15 protein-coding genes and 1 other RNA gene are annotated in these 17,444 nt (G+C 46.9%); 9 read left to right on the top strand and 7 right to left on the bottom strand.

Annotated elements, in window-relative coordinates; translation table 11 throughout:
• Positions 1-26: 26 nt before the first annotated feature.
• Entirely contained in the window at positions 27-1,349 is a 1,323-nt protein-coding gene (locus tag HMPREF2700_RS10425) for a murein transglycosylase A (protein WP_070591949.1), read from the top strand.
• A 107-nt stretch (positions 1,350-1,456) separates the two neighbouring features.
• Here HMPREF2700_RS10425 and rnpB read toward each other — a convergent pair.
• The 7 genes from rnpB to HMPREF2700_RS10390 all read right to left on the bottom strand — a co-directional run bounded on the left by rnpB (position 1,457) and on the right by HMPREF2700_RS10390 (position 5,577).
• Positions 1,457-1,818: RNase P RNA component class A (rnpB, locus tag HMPREF2700_RS10420), an RNA gene on the bottom strand.
• A gap of 53 nt (positions 1,819-1,871) precedes the next feature.
• On the bottom strand, positions 1,872-2,579 hold the full coding sequence (locus tag HMPREF2700_RS10415; RefSeq protein ID WP_049322988.1) for a hypothetical protein: 708 nt from the start codon (positions 2,577-2,579) through the stop codon (positions 1,872-1,874).
• A 54-nt stretch (positions 2,580-2,633) separates the two neighbouring features.
• The gene (locus HMPREF2700_RS11565; RefSeq protein WP_083303990.1) at positions 2,634-2,867 is read right to left on the bottom strand and encodes a methionine-binding protein; all 234 of its coding nucleotides are present in this window, start codon (positions 2,865-2,867) and stop codon (positions 2,634-2,636) included.
• A gap of 13 nt (positions 2,868-2,880) precedes the next feature.
• A complete protein-coding gene (gene ruvA, locus HMPREF2700_RS10405) occupies positions 2,881-3,465 on the bottom strand; it encodes a Holliday junction branch migration protein RuvA (RefSeq protein ID WP_070591945.1) in 585 nt (194 codons plus the stop codon).
• Positions 3,466-3,563: 98 nt separating this feature from the next.
• Positions 3,564-4,283: a septal ring lytic transglycosylase RlpA family protein gene (locus tag HMPREF2700_RS10400; protein ID WP_070591944.1), complete on the bottom strand. Its 720-nt coding sequence runs from the start codon at positions 4,281-4,283 to the stop codon at positions 3,564-3,566.
• Between the two features lie 48 nt (positions 4,284-4,331).
• Positions 4,332-4,796 carry a tRNA (uridine(34)/cytosine(34)/5-carboxymethylaminomethyluridine(34)-2'-O)-methyltransferase TrmL gene (trmL, locus tag HMPREF2700_RS10395; RefSeq protein WP_070461542.1) on the bottom strand — a complete coding sequence of 155 codons (465 nt, stop codon included), beginning with the start codon at positions 4,794-4,796 and terminating at the stop codon, positions 4,332-4,334.
• A gap of 64 nt (positions 4,797-4,860) precedes the next feature.
• On the bottom strand, positions 4,861-5,577 hold the full coding sequence (locus HMPREF2700_RS10390; protein WP_070591943.1) for a ComF family protein: 717 nt from the start codon (positions 5,575-5,577) through the stop codon (positions 4,861-4,863).
• Between HMPREF2700_RS10390 and bioH the strand changes: the two genes are divergently transcribed.
• The 8 genes from bioH (at position 5,576) to HMPREF2700_RS10350 (ending at position 17,295) form a co-directional block, all read left to right on the top strand.
• A complete protein-coding gene (bioH, locus tag HMPREF2700_RS10385; protein ID WP_070591941.1) occupies positions 5,576-6,322 on the top strand; it encodes a pimeloyl-ACP methyl ester esterase BioH in 747 nt (248 codons plus the stop codon). The genes HMPREF2700_RS10390 and bioH overlap by 2 nt on opposite strands.
• 91 nt (positions 6,323-6,413) lie before the next feature.
• Positions 6,414-10,346 (top strand): DEAD/DEAH box helicase, encoded by a 3,933-nt coding sequence (locus HMPREF2700_RS10380; protein ID WP_070591940.1) that lies wholly within the window; start codon positions 6,414-6,416, stop codon positions 10,344-10,346.
• The gene (locus HMPREF2700_RS10375; protein WP_070591938.1) at positions 10,346-12,349 is read left to right on the top strand and encodes a PIN domain-containing protein; all 2,004 of its coding nucleotides are present in this window, start codon (positions 10,346-10,348) and stop codon (positions 12,347-12,349) included. The genes HMPREF2700_RS10380 and HMPREF2700_RS10375 overlap by 1 nt, the downstream gene beginning before the upstream one ends.
• Positions 12,342-12,839: a PIN domain-containing protein gene (locus HMPREF2700_RS10370; RefSeq protein ID WP_070591937.1), complete on the top strand. Its 498-nt coding sequence runs from the start codon at positions 12,342-12,344 to the stop codon at positions 12,837-12,839. Before HMPREF2700_RS10375 ends, HMPREF2700_RS10370 begins: the two co-directional genes overlap by 8 nt.
• Positions 12,840-12,878: 39 nt before the next feature.
• A complete protein-coding gene (locus HMPREF2700_RS10365; protein ID WP_070591936.1) occupies positions 12,879-13,985 on the top strand; it encodes a coiled-coil domain-containing protein in 1,107 nt (368 codons plus the stop codon).
• Between the two features lie 9 nt (positions 13,986-13,994).
• Positions 13,995-15,830 (top strand): AAA family ATPase, encoded by a 1,836-nt coding sequence (locus HMPREF2700_RS10360; protein ID WP_070591934.1) that lies wholly within the window; start codon positions 13,995-13,997, stop codon positions 15,828-15,830.
• Entirely contained in the window at positions 15,827-16,414 is a 588-nt protein-coding gene (locus HMPREF2700_RS10355; RefSeq protein ID WP_283129708.1) for a 4Fe-4S single cluster domain-containing protein, read from the top strand. The genes HMPREF2700_RS10360 and HMPREF2700_RS10355 overlap by 4 nt, the downstream gene beginning before the upstream one ends.
• Positions 16,415-16,500: 86 nt before the next feature.
• On the top strand, positions 16,501-17,295 hold the full coding sequence (locus HMPREF2700_RS10350) for a class I SAM-dependent methyltransferase (protein WP_070591933.1): 795 nt from the start codon (positions 16,501-16,503) through the stop codon (positions 17,293-17,295).
• Positions 17,296-17,444 lie beyond the last annotated feature (149 nt).

Genomic DNA, 17,444 nt, shown 5'->3' with positions numbered 1-17,444 from the left:
CGGCCTTTCGACACGTTATTGATTCCATGAAAAAACACCTGTACCGCATTACGCTCGTCAGCATTGCCGCGGCCATTCTTGCCGCCTGTCCGAGCAAAAGCATTAAAAATCTTCCCGAAACCGACACCAGCGTTATCAAAGGCCCTGACCGCCCTGCCGGTACGCCTGACCCTATCGGTACGACAGTGAGCGGGGGAGGAGCAAACTACACCGTTGTTTCCTACAACGAACTGCCGCACTGGAGCACCCAACACTTCGCCAAAAGCCTGCAGTCTTTCCGCTTAGGCTGTGAAAAACTTAAAAACCGCCAAGGCTGGCAGGACGTTTGTATCCAAGCCATGCAAACGCCGGCGCACCATTTCCAAGCCAAACACTTCTTTGAACGCTATTTCACCGCATGGCGCGTCGATAACGGCGGCAATCCTGCCGGCACCATTACCGGCTATTACGAACCGGTCCTGCACGGCGACGACAAATCCACGAGCCAATCCCGTTTCCCTATTTACGGCATTCCGAACGATTTTGTTTCCGTTCCATTGGCTGCAAACTTGAGGGGCAGCAAAGCCACCGTCCGCATCCGCCAAACCGGCCCAAACAGCGGCGTCATCGACAACAGCGGCACATATACGGCCGACTTGTCCAGATTCCCGATTACAGCACGCAGCACTGCGCTGAAAGGCCGTTTTGAAGGCAGCCGTTTCGTTCCTTACTACACCCGCAACCAAATCAACGGCGGCGCGCTCAACGGTAAAGCCCCCATCCTCGGTTACGCAGAAGACCCCGTCGAACTCTTCTTCATGCACATCCAAGGTTCAGGTCGTCTGAAAACCCCGTCCGGCAAATACATCCGCGTCGGATTCGCCGACAAAAACGAACACCCCTACGTCTCCATTGGACGCTACATGGCAGACAAAGGCTACCTCCCCCTCGCACAAACCAGCATGCAGGGCATCAAAGCCTACATGAAACAAAACCCCGGCCGCCTCGCCGAAGTTTTGGGACAAAATCCCAGCTACATCTTCTTCCGCGAACTGACCGGCAGCAGTGATTCCGGCCCGGTGGGTGCATTGGGTACGCCGTTGATGGGCGAATACGCCGGTGCCATCGACCGTCACTACATCACGCTTGGCGCACCATTATTTGTCGCCACTGCCCACCCGACCACCAAAAAAGCCCTCAACCGCCTGATTATGGCGCAAGACACCGGCAGCGCGATTAAAGGCGCGGTCCGTGTGGATTATTTCTGGGGCTATGGCGACGAAGCAGGCGAAGTGGCCGGCAAAATGAAAACCACCGGCTATGTATGGCAGCTTCTGCCTAACGGCATGAAACCGGAATACCGTCCATAAACAGCGGTTTAAAAAAAGGCCGTCTGAAACCAAGATTGAGGTTTCAGACGGCCTTTTTATTTCTATAAAAATGCGGCAGGTTTTTAAAACCTGCCGCGGTATGGGGACATACAGCTCGGACGGTAAGCCGGGTTCTGTCGCGGACAGTCATTCCTCTAGGCACATCATTGCTGGTGTGCTCAAGCAACCTACCCGAACGCTCGGCGAGCAGCGTCATCGCGTTCTGTTTGGTCTTGCTCCGAATGGGGTTTAGCCTGCTGCGCTTTGTTACCAAATGCACGGTGCGCTCTTACCGCACCTTTTCACCCTTACCTGTTTTGCCCGAAGGCAATCATCGGCGGTATTGCTTTCTGTTCCACTTTCCGTCGCGTTGCCGCGCCCGGCCGTTAGCCGGCATTCTGCTCTGTGGAGCCCGGACTTTCCTCCCCGTATGCCTTACGCGATACGCGGCGACTGTCTGTCCGACCTGTATGAGGTGCGGATTATAACACAGCCGCCATAGGGTTCAGACGGCCTAAATATTTATTTTTTCTTTTTAAATGCTATTTCGGTCAAACCCAATTCCTGTGCTTTTTTGCGGACTGCGGATTCGGGCATTTCGCGTGCCAGGCGGCTGGTGCAGTATTCGGTCATGGTGGTGGCGCAGGCTTTGAAGTTACCGGTAAAGTCGCTGGCGGCACTTAAAAACGGGATGAGGCGGCCGGCCATGATTTCTTCGGCCGGTGCGTCTGTTTGGGCGGATACGCGTCCGGACTCGACCGCCGAGAAGATTTGTTCGGTAAAGCGTCGGGCGAAGTTTTCTTCTGTTTGGCAGTCTTGGAATGCGGTGTTTTCGTGTTGGCAGACAAGGGTAACTTCGCCTTCCGCTTCTTGCAGCGGTTCGGCCAAATCGAGTTTGAGGGTTTGCTTGTCGGTTTGCAGCCAGGCGGTGCGGCCTTGGGTTTTGATGATTTTGCCGTAAACGCCGATGGCATCGTTTTTGGGGATGTTTTTCTGTTCGGCAAGTTGTTGGGCCGAGAATAAGGGGGCTTGTTCGGCAAATGCGCCGCCGGTTTCGTGTTTGAAGTAGGCGGCGAGGTCTTGTTTGATGAGGGCTTGGGTCAGTAGTTTTTCGCCTTCGGTCAGGCGGTGTGCAAAGCCGTGTGTTTTGGGGGCGGATGCGGCATCCGTGGTCTTAGTGTCCGGTGTGCAGGCGCTCAGGAGTAAAAGCAGGGGAAGGATGTATTTCATGGTTGGTCTTTCAACAGGCTGTCTGAATATATGGTTTCAAACGGTCAGCGTTGTTTATCGATAACGATAAACCCGGCGGGGATAAATGGGATAGGCCGGGTAATTGCGGACGGGTTCGCTGTCTTGATAGATGACGGTCGTCCCGGGCGGGGCGTTGATGGTCACGGTTTTGTTGACGGTGGTTTGCGAGTGGACGGGCAGGTCCAAGACGGCGGTGCGCCCATACGGAGTCTCAGTATAGACGCACGCACTGAGAAAGAGGGTGATGCTCAGGGCCAATGCCTTCATGTTTCAGACGGCCTTATTTGAGCAGGTTTTTCAAGGCCAGGCGTACGCCTTCGCCGACTTCCGTGCCTTTGGGAATGCCTTTGGTGGCGGCTTTGGCTTCGCGTTCGTTATAACCGAGGGCAAGCAGGGTGTTGATGATGTCTTGGCTTTCGTCGGCAATGGCATCAGGCGCAAAAAGGCCGTCTGAAACGGTATGAGATACGAGTTTGCCGCGCAGTTCCAACACCATGCGTTCGGCAGTTTTCTTGCCGATGCCGGGGGCGGAGGAGAGGCGTTTGACGTCTTCTTCGGCGATGGCTTGCGCCAGCTCGTCGGCATTCATGGCCGACAAAATGCCCAATGCGGTTTTGGCACCGATGCCGCTGACTTTGACCAGTTGGCGGAAGGTGGCGCGTTCCTCGGCTGAGGCGAAACCAAACAGCAAATGTGCGTCTTCGCGGACAACAAGCTGGGTGTAGAGATGGACGGTTTCGCCAACGGAGGGCAGGTTGTAGAAAGTCTGCATGGAAACGTCGGCTTCATAACCGACGCCGTTGACGTCGATAACGACCTGCGGCGGATTTTTCTCAATCAATTTTCCTGTGAGCCTGCTGATCATGGTGTTCCCCTGTGATTAAAAAAGGCCGTCTGAAACCTTGCAATCGGGTTTCAGACGGCCTTGTATTGTATCAAACTTCAGCGGTAACGCGGACGAAATCAGATGGCGGATGCCAGGTTCAGATGACGGGCGCGTTCGCCTGCTTCGGCGGCACGTTCTTGGCTGCTGAACGGACCCATTTTGACAACGTATTCGTAGTTGCGTTTTTCAAGCGTGATTTTGCTGTCGGATGGCAGGCTTTGTGCGGTTTGGTTCAAATAGGCTTGCGCTTCGCGTTCGGTACCGAAGGATTTCAAATCAACAAAAAATTCTTTGTTGTTTGGGGTAATAATGGTTTGAGCGGCGGTTTGGCCGGGGATGATTTGTTCAACTTTGACGTTGGCTGTGCCTTGGTTGATGAAACCCAATTGTTGGGCGGCGGCTTTGGAAACATCGATGACGCGGTTGCCATGGAAAGGGCCGCGGTCGTTGACGCGGACGATGACGCTTTTGCCGTTTTGCATATTGGTCACGCGTGCGTAGCTGGGAATAGGGAGGGTTTTGTGGGCGGCGGAGAGGGCGTTCATATTGTAACGCTCGCCACTGGAAGTTTTACGGCCGTGGAATTGGCTACCGTACCATGAGGCTTTGCCGGTTTGGCTGAAATAGGAAACTTTGGTCAGCGGCGTGTAGCGTTTGCCGGCAACTTTGTAACTGCGGTTGGCAGAAGGATGCAGTTTTTCGACTCGGACCACGCTGTCGGCGACGGCGGCATTGATGGAAAGGACGCCGATGGTGGCGGCAGCTAAGGAAAGGAGGGTTTTTTTAGTAAAAGTCAAAACGGGTTCTGTTCTTGAGTTGATAACGCAGCGGTTTCAGACGGCCTGTTATACGCCGCCGGCAAAACCGTTTTGTCGCCATGCTTCAAACAGAATGACGGCGACGGTATTGGAAAGATTCATGCTCCTGCTGTCGGGCATCATCGGCAGGCGGATTTTTTGTCCGGCAGGCAGGCTGTCGAGAACTTCGGCAGGCAGGCCGCGCGTTTCGGGACCAAACAGCAACACGTCGCCTTCGCGGAAGGAAACTTCGTCGGGGCGGGTGGAGCCTTTGGTGGTCAGCGCGAAAATGCGGCGGCCTTCAAGTGCTTTGAGGCAATCATCGAAATTCTCATGTACCGTTAGTTTGGCAAACTCGTGATAATCCAAGCCCGCACGCTTCATTTTGGACGAATCCAGAGGGAAACCAAGCGGCTTGACCAAGTGCAAATCAGCACCGGTATTGGCGCACAGGCGGATGATATTGCCCGTGTTGGGCGGGATTTCGGGTTGGTACAAAACTATGGTAAACATATAAATCAATCACTTATAGAGTGGCATAATGCCGAAATGTTCCATGGGTGTCAAAAACTTTAAGCTATTTTTTCATTGGCGGCCGCGCCAAACTCCAGCAAAAAATCTTACCTGCGCCTGATTTTTTCAGCGTTTTCGCCAATTCGTTTAAAGTCGAGCCGGTGGTGAAGACATCATCAATTAACAGAATATTACACGCCTTCGGCAATTCGGCTTGGATTTTAAATGCATTCTTGATATTTCGCAGACGTTCGTCGCTTTTCAGCGTACTTTGCGGCTCGCCATGCCGTCTGAAAACTGTGTGGCGCGGCAGCAGCATCCAGCCGTAGCGTTTCGCCAAAATATCCGTCAACGCCTCACTTTGGTTGAATCCGCGCTTGAGCCGCCGCTCTTTGCTCAAAGGCATGGGCAGGACGAAATCGAAGTGTTCCGTCGCCAGCCAGTCCGGTGCGTTTTGGCACATTAAATCCGCCAACGGCCGGCTCATGCCCAAGTCAGCCAAGTGTTTCAGCTCGCGTATCATGCTGCTGACGGGCGGTTCGTAATACAGCGAGGCCCACATTCTATCAAATGCGGGCGGCTTTTTCTGACAACTGCCGCACACTGCCCCGCCTGCGACATGGCGGAAACACAAAGGACAGCTTTGTGCCGCGTCGATAAAATATTCCGTCAAATCGTTTGCGCAGCCTCGGCAAAGGCCGTCTGAAACGGAATCGTGGCATAATACGCAATGTCGCGCATTGAGCTGTTTCAAACTGCGCCACCAAGAAAGAACATTCATGCCACACTCCGCCAAAAAAGTTTATCTGATACACGGTTGGGCGGCGAACCGCCATGTATTCGACGATTTGATACCGCGCCTGCCTGCCGATTGGGACGTTCGCGCGCTGGATTTGCCCGGACACGGCGATGCGCCTTTTGCCGAACCGTTTGATATTGCCGCCGTTGCCGAAGCCTTCGCCGGACAAATCGACACGCCGGCACACATTCTCGGCTGGTCGCTGGGCGGACTGGTTGCCCTGTATCTGACCGCGCTTTATCCCGACAAAATTCAATCGCTCTGCCTGACGGCAAGTTTTGCCCGATTGACTGCCGACACGGATTATCCCGAAGGCTTGGCGCAACCTGCCCTGGGCAAGATGGTCGGCGCATTCCAGCAGGATTATGCCAAACATATTAAACAGTTTCTACAACTGCAACTGCTGCACACGCCGCATTCAGGCGAAATCTTAAACCGGGTGCTGCCCGATTTGGCGCGCTGCGGCACGCCTTCCGCCTTACAGGCCGCGCTTGAAGCCGTCAACCATGCCGACGCGCGTCCGTTGTTGCCGCTTATTCAAACGCCGTCATTGCTGGTGTTTGGACGGAAAGACGCGATCACGCCGCCGCGCATGGGCGAATATTTGCACCGCCATTTGAGCGACAGCGAGCTGGTCCTTATCGACAAAGCCGCACACGCACCCTTTTTAAGCCATGCCGACGAATTTGCCGAAACCTACCGCGGTTTTGTTGAGAAGGTTGTCTGAAAAATATCTATATTACAAAATATTAAAATACAATTGCATTGCAATTTAATAAGTTTTATCTTTAAATTTTATCTTAAAGGGACTATTAAACATGACTGGAAAGACTGTTTATTTTCGCCTACCCGAAACCGAACAAAAACATAAAAATTCTGTAACACAAGAAATGCTTGGGAAAAGCATTTCTCGTGCTTTTCGTTCCTACAAAGCACAATTTCCGCAATATTCAAGCGAAGAATATGAGACTGTTGCAAAACAGTTTTGCGAAGATTTCTTCTTAGCCGATGAAGCAATAGTTGCTAACTTTGCCAATCTTTCTTTGCAAGATAATTCGGAAAAAAAAATTTCTTTATCTATTCGAATTTCTTCCCATCCTGTTTTCAATCAACATATTCCTCATAACATCGCGGTAGCAGTTATCGGATATTGTCCGACAGCAACTGGTAGTCCTGTTTTTATTCCTGAACGAGTATTTCTTACACATGGAGGAATGGATGCGACTGCTTATGAAAAACAAGTTGAAACTCATTTTTATCGGTTACAGGAAAATTCATATCCGCCTCGCAGTCAAACTAATTTGCTTTCCTCTGATTTTACAAGATCCCTACCGGCATATGCCGCTAAAACTAAAGAACGCTTGTCAGGTTGGTTAGACTTTTTGACCTTTAAAAATAAGTTAATCAAACACAAAACTCAGGGGCTACGATACCTGAATTGGCAGTTCAATGAACAAACAGGGCAGGTACACTTTTTGGTCATTGCGGAAGATGAACAGGTATTGAAAAAAGCACGTGTCGCATTTAGCCGTCAAAACCTGCATACTTTTAAAAGAGAAACTTCCGATCAACCCTTCCGTTTTTTACTACCTCAAAAAGACGCCTCGCGTGTGGAGAGTGCTTTCTCACAATTAGGGCAACTTGCGAAAGACGGTGTCAAAATTATCCAATTCAACCATTCAGATAAAGCCAAGGTGAAGGCTTGTGAGGATTATCGTAAAACGTTGCAACAAGAAAATGCGAGGGAAAAAAATCAATTTGATTTCAGCAAGGCAGTATTTGCCGATGTTTTTGTCGATATTTCCGAGGAGCTGAGTAACAAAATTTCCCAATTTGAAGATAATACCAATTCAGATAAGCAGGACGGTAATCAACATTCCCGCCAAGATAAAATTGATCATTTATTCCGAAATCTTCCCAAAAACGGTTTCTTGTCTATTTCTTTAGTCGGTGATTTAGCGTTGATTGAGCGTCATCGCCGGGCGGTAAAAAACCTGCAACAAAATGAAGGTTGTTATGCGCCGTATCTTTCAAGTTATCTGTTTGATATTGAAAATGCCAACCGGCCGAACGAGATTCCCGAAATTACCGAATGGGAAAATAAAAATCTGAATGACAAACAAAAATCTGCCGTACAAAAAATGCTGGCGGCACCTGATATTTGTTTGATTCAGGGGCCACCGGGAACCGGCAAAACCACGGTCATCGCCGAGGCCTGCCTGCAATTTGCCAAGCGCGGAGAAACGGTCTTACTTGCAAGCCAAGCTCACGACGCATTGGATAATGCTTTGTCACGCCTGCAAAACCATCCTGAATTAAGGGCAGTCCGTTTGGCAAAAAGTGCCAACCGCATTACGGAAGAAGGCAAACAATTTACCGGCGAAAGTATATTGAGCAAACATTATGTATCGTTGCGCAATTATGTAGCCAAAGAATACCTGCAACCGTTTAATGAGTTGTCGGGTGAAACTGAAAAACTGCGCGAATGGGTACGACAGGCTGAATTTGTGGCACATGATTTGCAACAGCTTCGTGCAGAATACCGTACCAATCAAGGTCGTCTGAAACAAGCAGAGCAGGCATTTATCCAAGCCAAAATTGAGTTTGATGAACAGCAGGATATTTTCAGACGACATAGCCGCGATATAGAAAACATTGCACAGCTTATCGGCTTACTCAATGAGAAAAATTCCGGTGAAGCCTTGTGTAACAGCAATTTTGTTTTACCCGAAACACTTTATCCATTGGCAGAACACCTTACTAACCTTGAACATCTGCATATCAGCCAAAAGTTTTCTTACGAGCGGTTTCTTGCCGAAAGAGAAAACCAAGCTGCCATTCTTTATAAACTGATTCAACTTTATCAGCGTATTCAGGCAGTTTTGCCGAAAATGGAAGCAGATTTAGCACGATTGAACGGTGGCAATGGCACAATGGGGGCAGATACGAAAACCCTGCTGGAAATAGAACAGTTACAACAGGAAATCGATGAAATCGCTGATCAAATGGAAAATGACGACAGCAATGAACTTTCCGCCCTATGGAAAGAAAAACGAAAAGCATTGCGCCTTTTGAAAGAGAAACCGTCGGACGGTCTAAATCTCGAACCTTACCAAATTTTTAATGATGCAGAACGCTTCGCACAAAATAATCCAGAAATACTCAAACCGCTGCTGATACAGCGCGTTCAAAATCTAACCATATTCCAACAGAAATATCAGACATTGGTACAAGCCACAGTTTGGGATTTGAACAATCAGTTGCAAGGCTATGATTTGCAACCGCCAAGTGATAAAACCATACAGGAAAAGCAAGCTGACCTTGAGTCACTAGAAGAGATTAAATATCAAATTACCGAACGAGGTCGTCTGAAAAAACAACAGTCAGCACAAATACTTATCGATGGCGGGTTTTCTGCCGAAGCAGACTTTTTGGCAGAATTTGCCACACAGCAAAGCCGTTTGAACTTATTAGAAAGAGAACTGCAAACCCTGCAAACACAAAACCAAGATTTTATGCCTTTATTCTCCCATTGGCAGGAAATCCTGAAAGAGCCGGAAAAAAGAGCGGAAAAAGATTGGAGCGAATTGGAAAAGCCATTTGTGGAAAGTTGCAATCTGGTTGCCATTACCTGCAACGAAAACGAGCGGACACTAACCGATAATGATTTTGACGGTTTTGATGTAGTCATTATCGACGAGGTATCCAAAGCTACACCGTTGGAAATGTTGCTGCCTCTTATGCGTGCCAAAAAAGCCATTTTGGTGGGTGACCATCGTCAATTGCCACCGATATTCAATGAAGCCGACGGACTGACATTTGAAGATGAAGTCGAACAAAACGAAGCACAGGAAAACAAGCAAGATTCCGATACGGATTTGACCGAGGATAATCTGCATAAATTCGAAAAAATGGTCACGGCGAGTCTGTTTAAAGAATTGTTTGAAAAGGCACCGGAAAGTTTACGCGAACGCTTAAATATTCAATTTCGCATGCACCCTGACATCATGAAGATGATCAACTACTTTTATGAAGGGCAATTGACCTGCGGCAATCCGGATGCCAAGCGGCCTCATGGGATTGAGTTTAAAGGACTATTGTCCCAAAAAGACCATGTGCTGTGGATTGATACGACAGATGATGAAAAAGGAAAGCGTTTTTCGATTAATGACGGGCAAAGCAATATCAACGTATTAGAGGCAAGAATGATTGCCAAAACATTGGTGGATATGAACCGCCAGCTTGAGACATTGGGTTATGGCAAGGACAACAAAATGAAAGTAGGTGTCGTTTCATTTTACCAGCCTCAATGCCGCGTCATTCGTGATGAAATTCGAAAAATCAATAAAGATAAATTATCGTTTTCCGCCATTGATGTAGAAATCAATACGGTTATCCGCTATCAAGGCAAAGAAAAACCGATTATTTTACTAAGCCTGGTAAAAAACAATGGTGGTGATAGAACACAAAAATTCCGAGCCGGCAGAGCAAACATCGCCCGTTTTGAATTTATCAATGTGGCAATGTCTCGCGCACAAAATCTTTTATTGATATTCGGTGCAAGAAATATGCTGGAAAACCGGGAAGTCAAACTGCCTCGAATGGATAAAGCAGGATATGATAAAAAAATGGTTTATAAGAATATGTTCAAATATTTAGAACATTGGGCAGAAACAGGCGGAATTTGCGATGCGAAAAAATTTTCCGCCATCCTGCCAAACATACAACCTCAGCAAAAAGGGCGTAGATAATGGATAAATTGCTGGCAAAAAAGACCTTTTCCTATCCGATTTACCGCGCGGATACAGAGTATCGCTACCGTAAAATTGGTACGCCGACCGTATTTGCCGAGTTGTTGATGGGTCTTGCCCATAATGATTTTCCGCAATTGGCAAATAACAGCTTGGCGCAAATTGCCCGTGTATTGAAGCTGGATTTCACCTTTGTCCGCTATACGCTGGAAAACCTTAATGATACGGGACTGATTGAACATATTGATTTACCCGATACTGAAGATGATTTAGCCAAGTTATCTCTAGCAGATTTAAAACTGACCGACAATGGCAAAAAGTTTTACCGTGATAAAAAAATGCCGGGACGGCGTAGAACAGAAAATGCCATATTTTGGTTTAATCCTTTATTGAATCAATATATTAGCAACCCCAAGCAGAGTGTAAACAATGCAGATTTTAGGCTGGATTGTTTCCTTTTTCCTGTTGATGAAGGTTTGTTGCTGGAGTTGAGCGGACAGGAGTCCGTAAATCAAAAATGGTTTAATGCCGAAACCGAATTGGAGCATGACGGCATCAGTGTAGCGTGCGATAAAGATACATCTTTACCGCAAATCGTCCCTGTCAAGCTCACGCTGGATGGCAACCGTTATTTGAATATTGACAGCTCAGACAAGCTGTTTTCCCAATGGATAAATACGCGCGATCCGCAAGTCATCAAAGAGCATTTGCTTAAGCCTATGATTTCCAACGCTAAGAATGCACTCCAAGGCGAGGCATTCTTGTATTACCCTGAAAACGACTTACTGTCATTAGTTCTGGCGGATCAGGAATCCGATATACGTCAAATCGGCGATGCGGTTGAAGTCAAATTCAATGGAAATCAGGAAATTGACGATAAAATGCCGCTGATTGTCTTCGCCGATATTGCCGAAGCCAAATTAGACGGTAAACATCTTTCCATTCCTGCCCTGTTAAAAGATTCAGACGGCCTGACCCGCATATTTTTCCGTTTTTCGGATAATACGCTTTTTGTGGAGGAAACAGGTTATCTCGAGTGCTATTTCGATCATCAGCCGTATCCGTTACCGGCAAAAATTTTATATCAAGAATCTGAAAATTGGCTTGCCGACCTGCCCGCCCTTTCTCAGCCAAATATGGCAGTTTTGGCATTTATGGCAAATTTTGTCCCCGCAGCCGATATTCTGAAAAAGTTACCTGAGATGACGATAACTCAGGCATCTGACTTTGCAGAACTCATCAAAAAGACTTGGAACAAGCCGTTTAAACCCGAAGGTTGGGCGGAAATGATCAAGCCGCTTAACAATGAAGATGACTTGAGACAATTTACAGAATACTTTCCAAAAGTGGAATTGGGTTTGGCTCGACTGTCAGCAGAAGCGCAACGGCAAGCCTTTGATTGGGCTGTCAATAATGAAAAATCGACAGTGCATAAAATTCCCGAATTGTCCGAACTGCTGGCGTTGCACAAAGCATTAGGCCGTCTGAATCCTACCGCATTGGAATTAAAGGACATCAAGCCGAATAGCCTGGAAAAAATCAGTCTATGGCAGAAAAACGTCGAAGAAATCAACCGTACTTTTCCTGCAATTTCCGCTTCAAACGGCATTGCCAAACTGTCGGAGCAGCTAAAACAATGGCAAACAGCGGTATTCCGACTTTTCGAACCCCTAGATGAAACTCGAAAATTTGCCGTATTGGACACCAACTTTGTCCGCAACCGTCCCGGTAGGCTGTCTGCAATCCAAACGGAAGGCACGGTAATCCTTCCTCAAACCGTGTTAAACGAATTGGATTATCAAAAAGAGAAGTTCAAACGGGATTTAGCTACCGCCAAACAAACCTTAGTGGAAAAAACCGAGCAATGTGAAGCCATTGTTTCAGTCGACATTGATGCACAAATTGCAGATTGCGATGCCCGTTTAGGCCGTCTGAAAGCAGAGTTAGATGCGGTCAGAACGCAATTGACCCAATTAAACGACAAGGAGCGGCCAAATGGCTAAAAAGAACAACAACAACCAAAAACAGCAAAACCAAATTGACGGACAAGCCAAACCGGCGGTAGAAAAATCGCCCGCAAGGCTGGCATTGGAGAAACAGCGCGATGAATTGAATGCGCAAATCCTGCAAGTCCAAAACCAAAAAGCCAGATTGGAAAAAGAAAAACGTGATTTGGATTTAAAGCGGCAACAGGCGGAAAAGGAAAAAATCCAAGCGGAAAAAAGCGTTGAGCGGCTGGAACGGGAAGCCGCCGAAATACGCGCAGCCATACGCAAAATTGAAGAATTGAAACTGGCGCAGCATACGGAATCCGCCGAACCGGAAATTTTGGCATTGATGGGTGCAAAAGCAGACGGGCAAAACCGCAACGGACAAAACGATCAAGCCATCCTGGCTGTTGCCGCACGATATAAGTTGAATGATGTTGTGCTTTATACGGAAGATAAAAACCTTAAAAATCACGCTACGGCTGTCGGCATTAAAACCATCTGAACCGTAAGTCGTCTGAAAACGATTTAGGAGACGAATAAAATGAGTCAAATCAGCGAAAACCTTTGGCAATTGGAACGCGAACGGGAAATCCGCGAAGCCGCACGCAAGGCAAGGGAAGCCGAAATCAGCCAAACAACGGAAATTTATCTGCGCCGTTACGAACAGCAGCTAAACGATTTGGAAAACAGCGATCTGGCTGAATTTGCTTTGCAGAACATCGCTACCATACGCACTGAGATTCAACGGGTACGGCATATGAACGCTTATGACGGACGTAACCGCAGTTTTGCTATTGGTCAGCTTGTACAAGCCATACGTTACGAAGCACAGGAAAATAAAAGGGTAGCGGAAGAACACCAACGCCTGTTGCGTGAAGAGGCGGAACGTGCGGTGGAACGTTTGCGTGCTGAAATAAAAAACGTATGGATACAGGAAACAAGTAATTGGGAAAATAAGCAGGCACGAAATTTGGCATTCAAACCTTTAGCAATACTTCGAAAACGTATTACGGAGGAAAATCTAAGTATTGCTGACATAAAATCGGCGATTCGCGAAATTAAACAATCGGCAGAACAACAAGCCGAAGAAATTCGGAAAAATTTTGCTAAAACCGTACAAGACGAAGTTGCACAAACACAAAAGTCCGATCTTTTAAGATTTATTGAAACGGCCAATCTGCCACAATCGGAATCCGAGCGGTTAAAACAAAAAATTGAGCAAGAAAATCAAAAAGATTTGACAGAAATCATCCAAGAAGCCCACCGAATCGAAGATACGGTGATTGAAAACGAAGCAGTCCGTAAGGAAATGGTCAAAGCCGTATATCAATCGCTGAAGCAAGCCGGTTTTACTGTCTTAACCCCCATCAAACAAGGTGTCGGCGAAGACAGCGTGGTTGTCATCCAAGCAAGCCGTCCGCAAGGAAACAGGGCAAAATTCCGTGTACGTTTAGATGGTGCGGTTCACTATGAATTTGATAACTATAAAGGGCAGCGCTGTAAAGAAGATATGCAAAAAGTATTACCGAAACTATCCGAAGTTTATGGTGTAAATTTATCTGATGAACGTGTTCTTTGGGAAAATCCGGATGACGAACATGCCGATGCCAAACCCATCAATCCAACACATACGGCAAAATCGCACTAAGGTAAAAAAATGAACGAATACATCAATACATGGCTAGAAAACTTTGAACGTCAATCCATGATACGTCGGGCTTTAATCATCAGCGGAAACATCATTGACTTAGGTTTCAACCGTTATAACAAATTAATGCCGATAAACAGAATTATTGAAGAAAGTTTAAAAGCACAAGGTTTCGAACAGGTTGTATTTTACTCCCGTTTGAATGGGATATCAGGTGTTTCCTCTCAGGAATGGGATGGATTGAACCGGCTCGGCATGCAGGCCGAAGTCGGTGAAGCTTACGATTTTGACGATGACGGTGAAGATAATAAAGCAATATCCGGATGCATTCCCATTCAGCCTCAGGATTTTTTTGCTACCGTTGAACAAGTCATGACCAAAACACAGAAAAAAGCCGCCTTTATCGTAGATTGGTCAAATTATCTGTTCGGGCAAATCAATGCCTTGAGTGAAACGGAACGGGCTTGGTTGCAACAAATCGCTACTGGCCTACGGGATGCCGAACAAACAACAACCGCAGAAGCGATGGGCCAACCGCAAAGCCTGTTGGTTTTTCTGTGCTCGGGCAATACCGCCTTACCGCCATCCGTTTATCTGAACAATCCTTTATTTGCCGAAATAACCATCCCCCTACCTAATATTTCCGAACGCGAAGCCGCTATTTTGGCAAGACAAACACAGTGGAAGGTTAGTGATAATTTGAGTGCGGGAAGTCAATCGTTGGCAGATTTTGTTACGTTGACCGACACCCTGACTTTACGCGATATAGATAACCTTGTCCGCTTATCCAGACAACAGCAGGCACCTATCAATATACAGAATTTAGTATCGCTGTACCGTTATGGTAAACGCCAATCCCCTTGGGAAAAATTGAATTATCAAAGATTGAAAGATGCCCAAATCACGCTGCAAAGGCGAGTCAAAGGACAAGAATCGGCAATTGGAGCCGTAAACAAGATTTTGATACGGGCCTATACCGGGCTTTCAGGGTTGCAACATTCAGTTAAAGCCCGTATGCCTAAAGGCTCGCTGTTTTTTGTCGGACCGACAGGTGTAGGCAAAACCGAATTAGCAAAATCATTGGCACAATTTCTATTTGGTGATGAGGATGCCTGCATCCGCTTCGATATGTCCGAATTTAATCACGAACACGCCGATCAACGCTTAGTCGGCGCACCGCCGGGATATGTCGGTTTTGAAGAAGGAGGTCAATTGACCAATGCAGTGAAAACACGCCCATTTTCCCTGCTCTTGTTCGATGAAATCGAAAAAGCCCATCCGCGGATTTTAGATAAATTTCTACAAATATTAGAAGATGGCCGATTGACCGACGGCAAAGGCGAAACCATTTCTTTTGCTGATACCTTTATTGTTTTCACTTCCAATATCGGTGCAACTAATATTCGACCTGACGAAGATAATAAAGAAAATATTGCAGAACAATTTAAGCAGGCAGTGCAATCTCATTTTAGAGACGAACTAAACCGCCCAGAATTATTAGGACGTATAGGCGATGCAAACATTATCCCGTTTAACTTCATACAGGATAATGCTGTATTAAAAGATATAGCCCGCGCAAAACTTAAACCGTTGACAGGCCGTCTGAAAGAAAAATGGGGGCTTGAAAAACTGGTATTTGAAAATGAGGATAAAGCACTAAATGCATTAATCAAACAAGTAAATTACCAACACGGAGGGCGTGGCGTATTAAACGTGTTAACAAAATATTTATTCGACCCACTGGCAGAATTTCTCTTTGAGCAAGTAGAACAGCCCCATAAATTAAAAGGCAGGACATTAAAAGTCTTGCAGGCAGGAAAATATTTTGATTTCGAGTTGGAATGATGCACTGGCTGAATATATCCCATATTGTTGAAGCTACTGAAGCCGAAGGACCGGGTCTGCGTTTTGTAATTTGGGTTCAAGGATGTCTGAAACGGTGCAAAGGTTGTTGCAATGGTGAATTACTGAAAATAAAACCTGCCCACCTTATGCGATCGAATGAAATCATCCAATTACTTAAAAACGCAACAGAAAAATATCCACTGGAAGGTCTTACCTTTCTTGGTGGAGAGCCTTTTTTACAAGCGGAAGGCTTGGCGGACATTGCGGAGTATGCTCATAATTTAAATCTGTCCGTAATGATTTTTTCCGGCTACGAATATACCGAACTGTCAGAAAATAAATTTTCAGGCAGCAAAAGACTATTAAACTCTACAGACCTATTGATCGACGGAGAATTTGATAATACACAAATAGAAACAACAAGAAATTGGGTGGGTTCGACAAACCAAAAATTCTATTATTTGACAAATCGTTATTCAGATGGGATTGAGACTCAAGAATTATCGGTAACTAATGAATGGAGAGTGGATAGTTGTAATAATATTCAAAGTAATGGATTACCTATTAAATTTTATACATATTAATTTAACAGCATTAAAATAATATATTTTTACTTATTATACGAATACTTATGCTATAAAATGATAAATAGAAAAAGGTCGTCTGAAACATGAACTCCCAAGACAAACGCTGGCAGATTCACCGCCATCTCGCCCAAGACACCGACGAGCGCCTGCAGCTGGTCCGTAATGCACCCAAACGCATCATGCTGATTGGTGCCGATGCCGACATCAGCCGCAGCCTGCTGGCCGCGCGTTATCCCGACGCCGTGTTTGAAGAATACGATCCGAATGCCGATTTTTTAAAAACCGCCGCCGCCGCGCGCAAAGGCGGTTTCTGGCAGAAGCTGACGGGGAAAACCATTCCGCAGCATTGCCAAGCCCTGACCGCGCCGTTGCCCGAAGCATCCGCCGATATGTTGTGGGCCAACCTCAGCCTCAGCCGCGCCGACGATATTTTGCCGGTATTGAAAAACTGGGCCGTTGCTTTGAAAACCGACGGATTATTGTTTTTCACGCACTTTGGCCGCGACAGCCTGAGCGAGCTGACAGGCCGTCTGAACCATGAAGGCATTAAATGCGAAGCGCCCACGCTGATTGATATGCACGACTTGGGCGATATGCTCGCCGACAACGGCTTTTACGATCCGGTGACCGACACGGCCAAGCTTGAGTTGAGCTATAAAAAAGCCGGGACGTTTTGGCAGGACATGGAAACCTTGGGATTGTGGAATGCGTTGAAGTTCAGCAATCCGCAAGCGGCCAAGGAATGTGTGGATAAGATTTTTGCCAACGAAGGCCGTCTGAACATCACGCTTGAAACCGTGTACGGTCATGCCGTGAAGAAATTGGTGTTGCCGCAAGGGGAGAATGTGGTGCAGTTTTTCCCGAAACGGCAGGGCTAGTTTGGCGGTTGTGCCGGTAGGGTTTACACCGCGATTGCGTATTGTGGAATGCGGTTTGGCGTTTGTATCGATTGCCTACGCTGTTTGACATGTATGAAAAAGGCCGTCTGAAAAGTTTTCAGACGGCCTGAGACCTTTGCAAAATTCCC

The sequence above is a fragment of the Neisseria sp. HMSC068C04 genome, from assembly GCF_001810105.1.
Lineage (GTDB): Bacteria > Pseudomonadota > Gammaproteobacteria > Burkholderiales > Neisseriaceae > Neisseria > Neisseria flavescens_B.
This window is presented reverse-complemented; position numbering and strand designations above follow the sequence as displayed.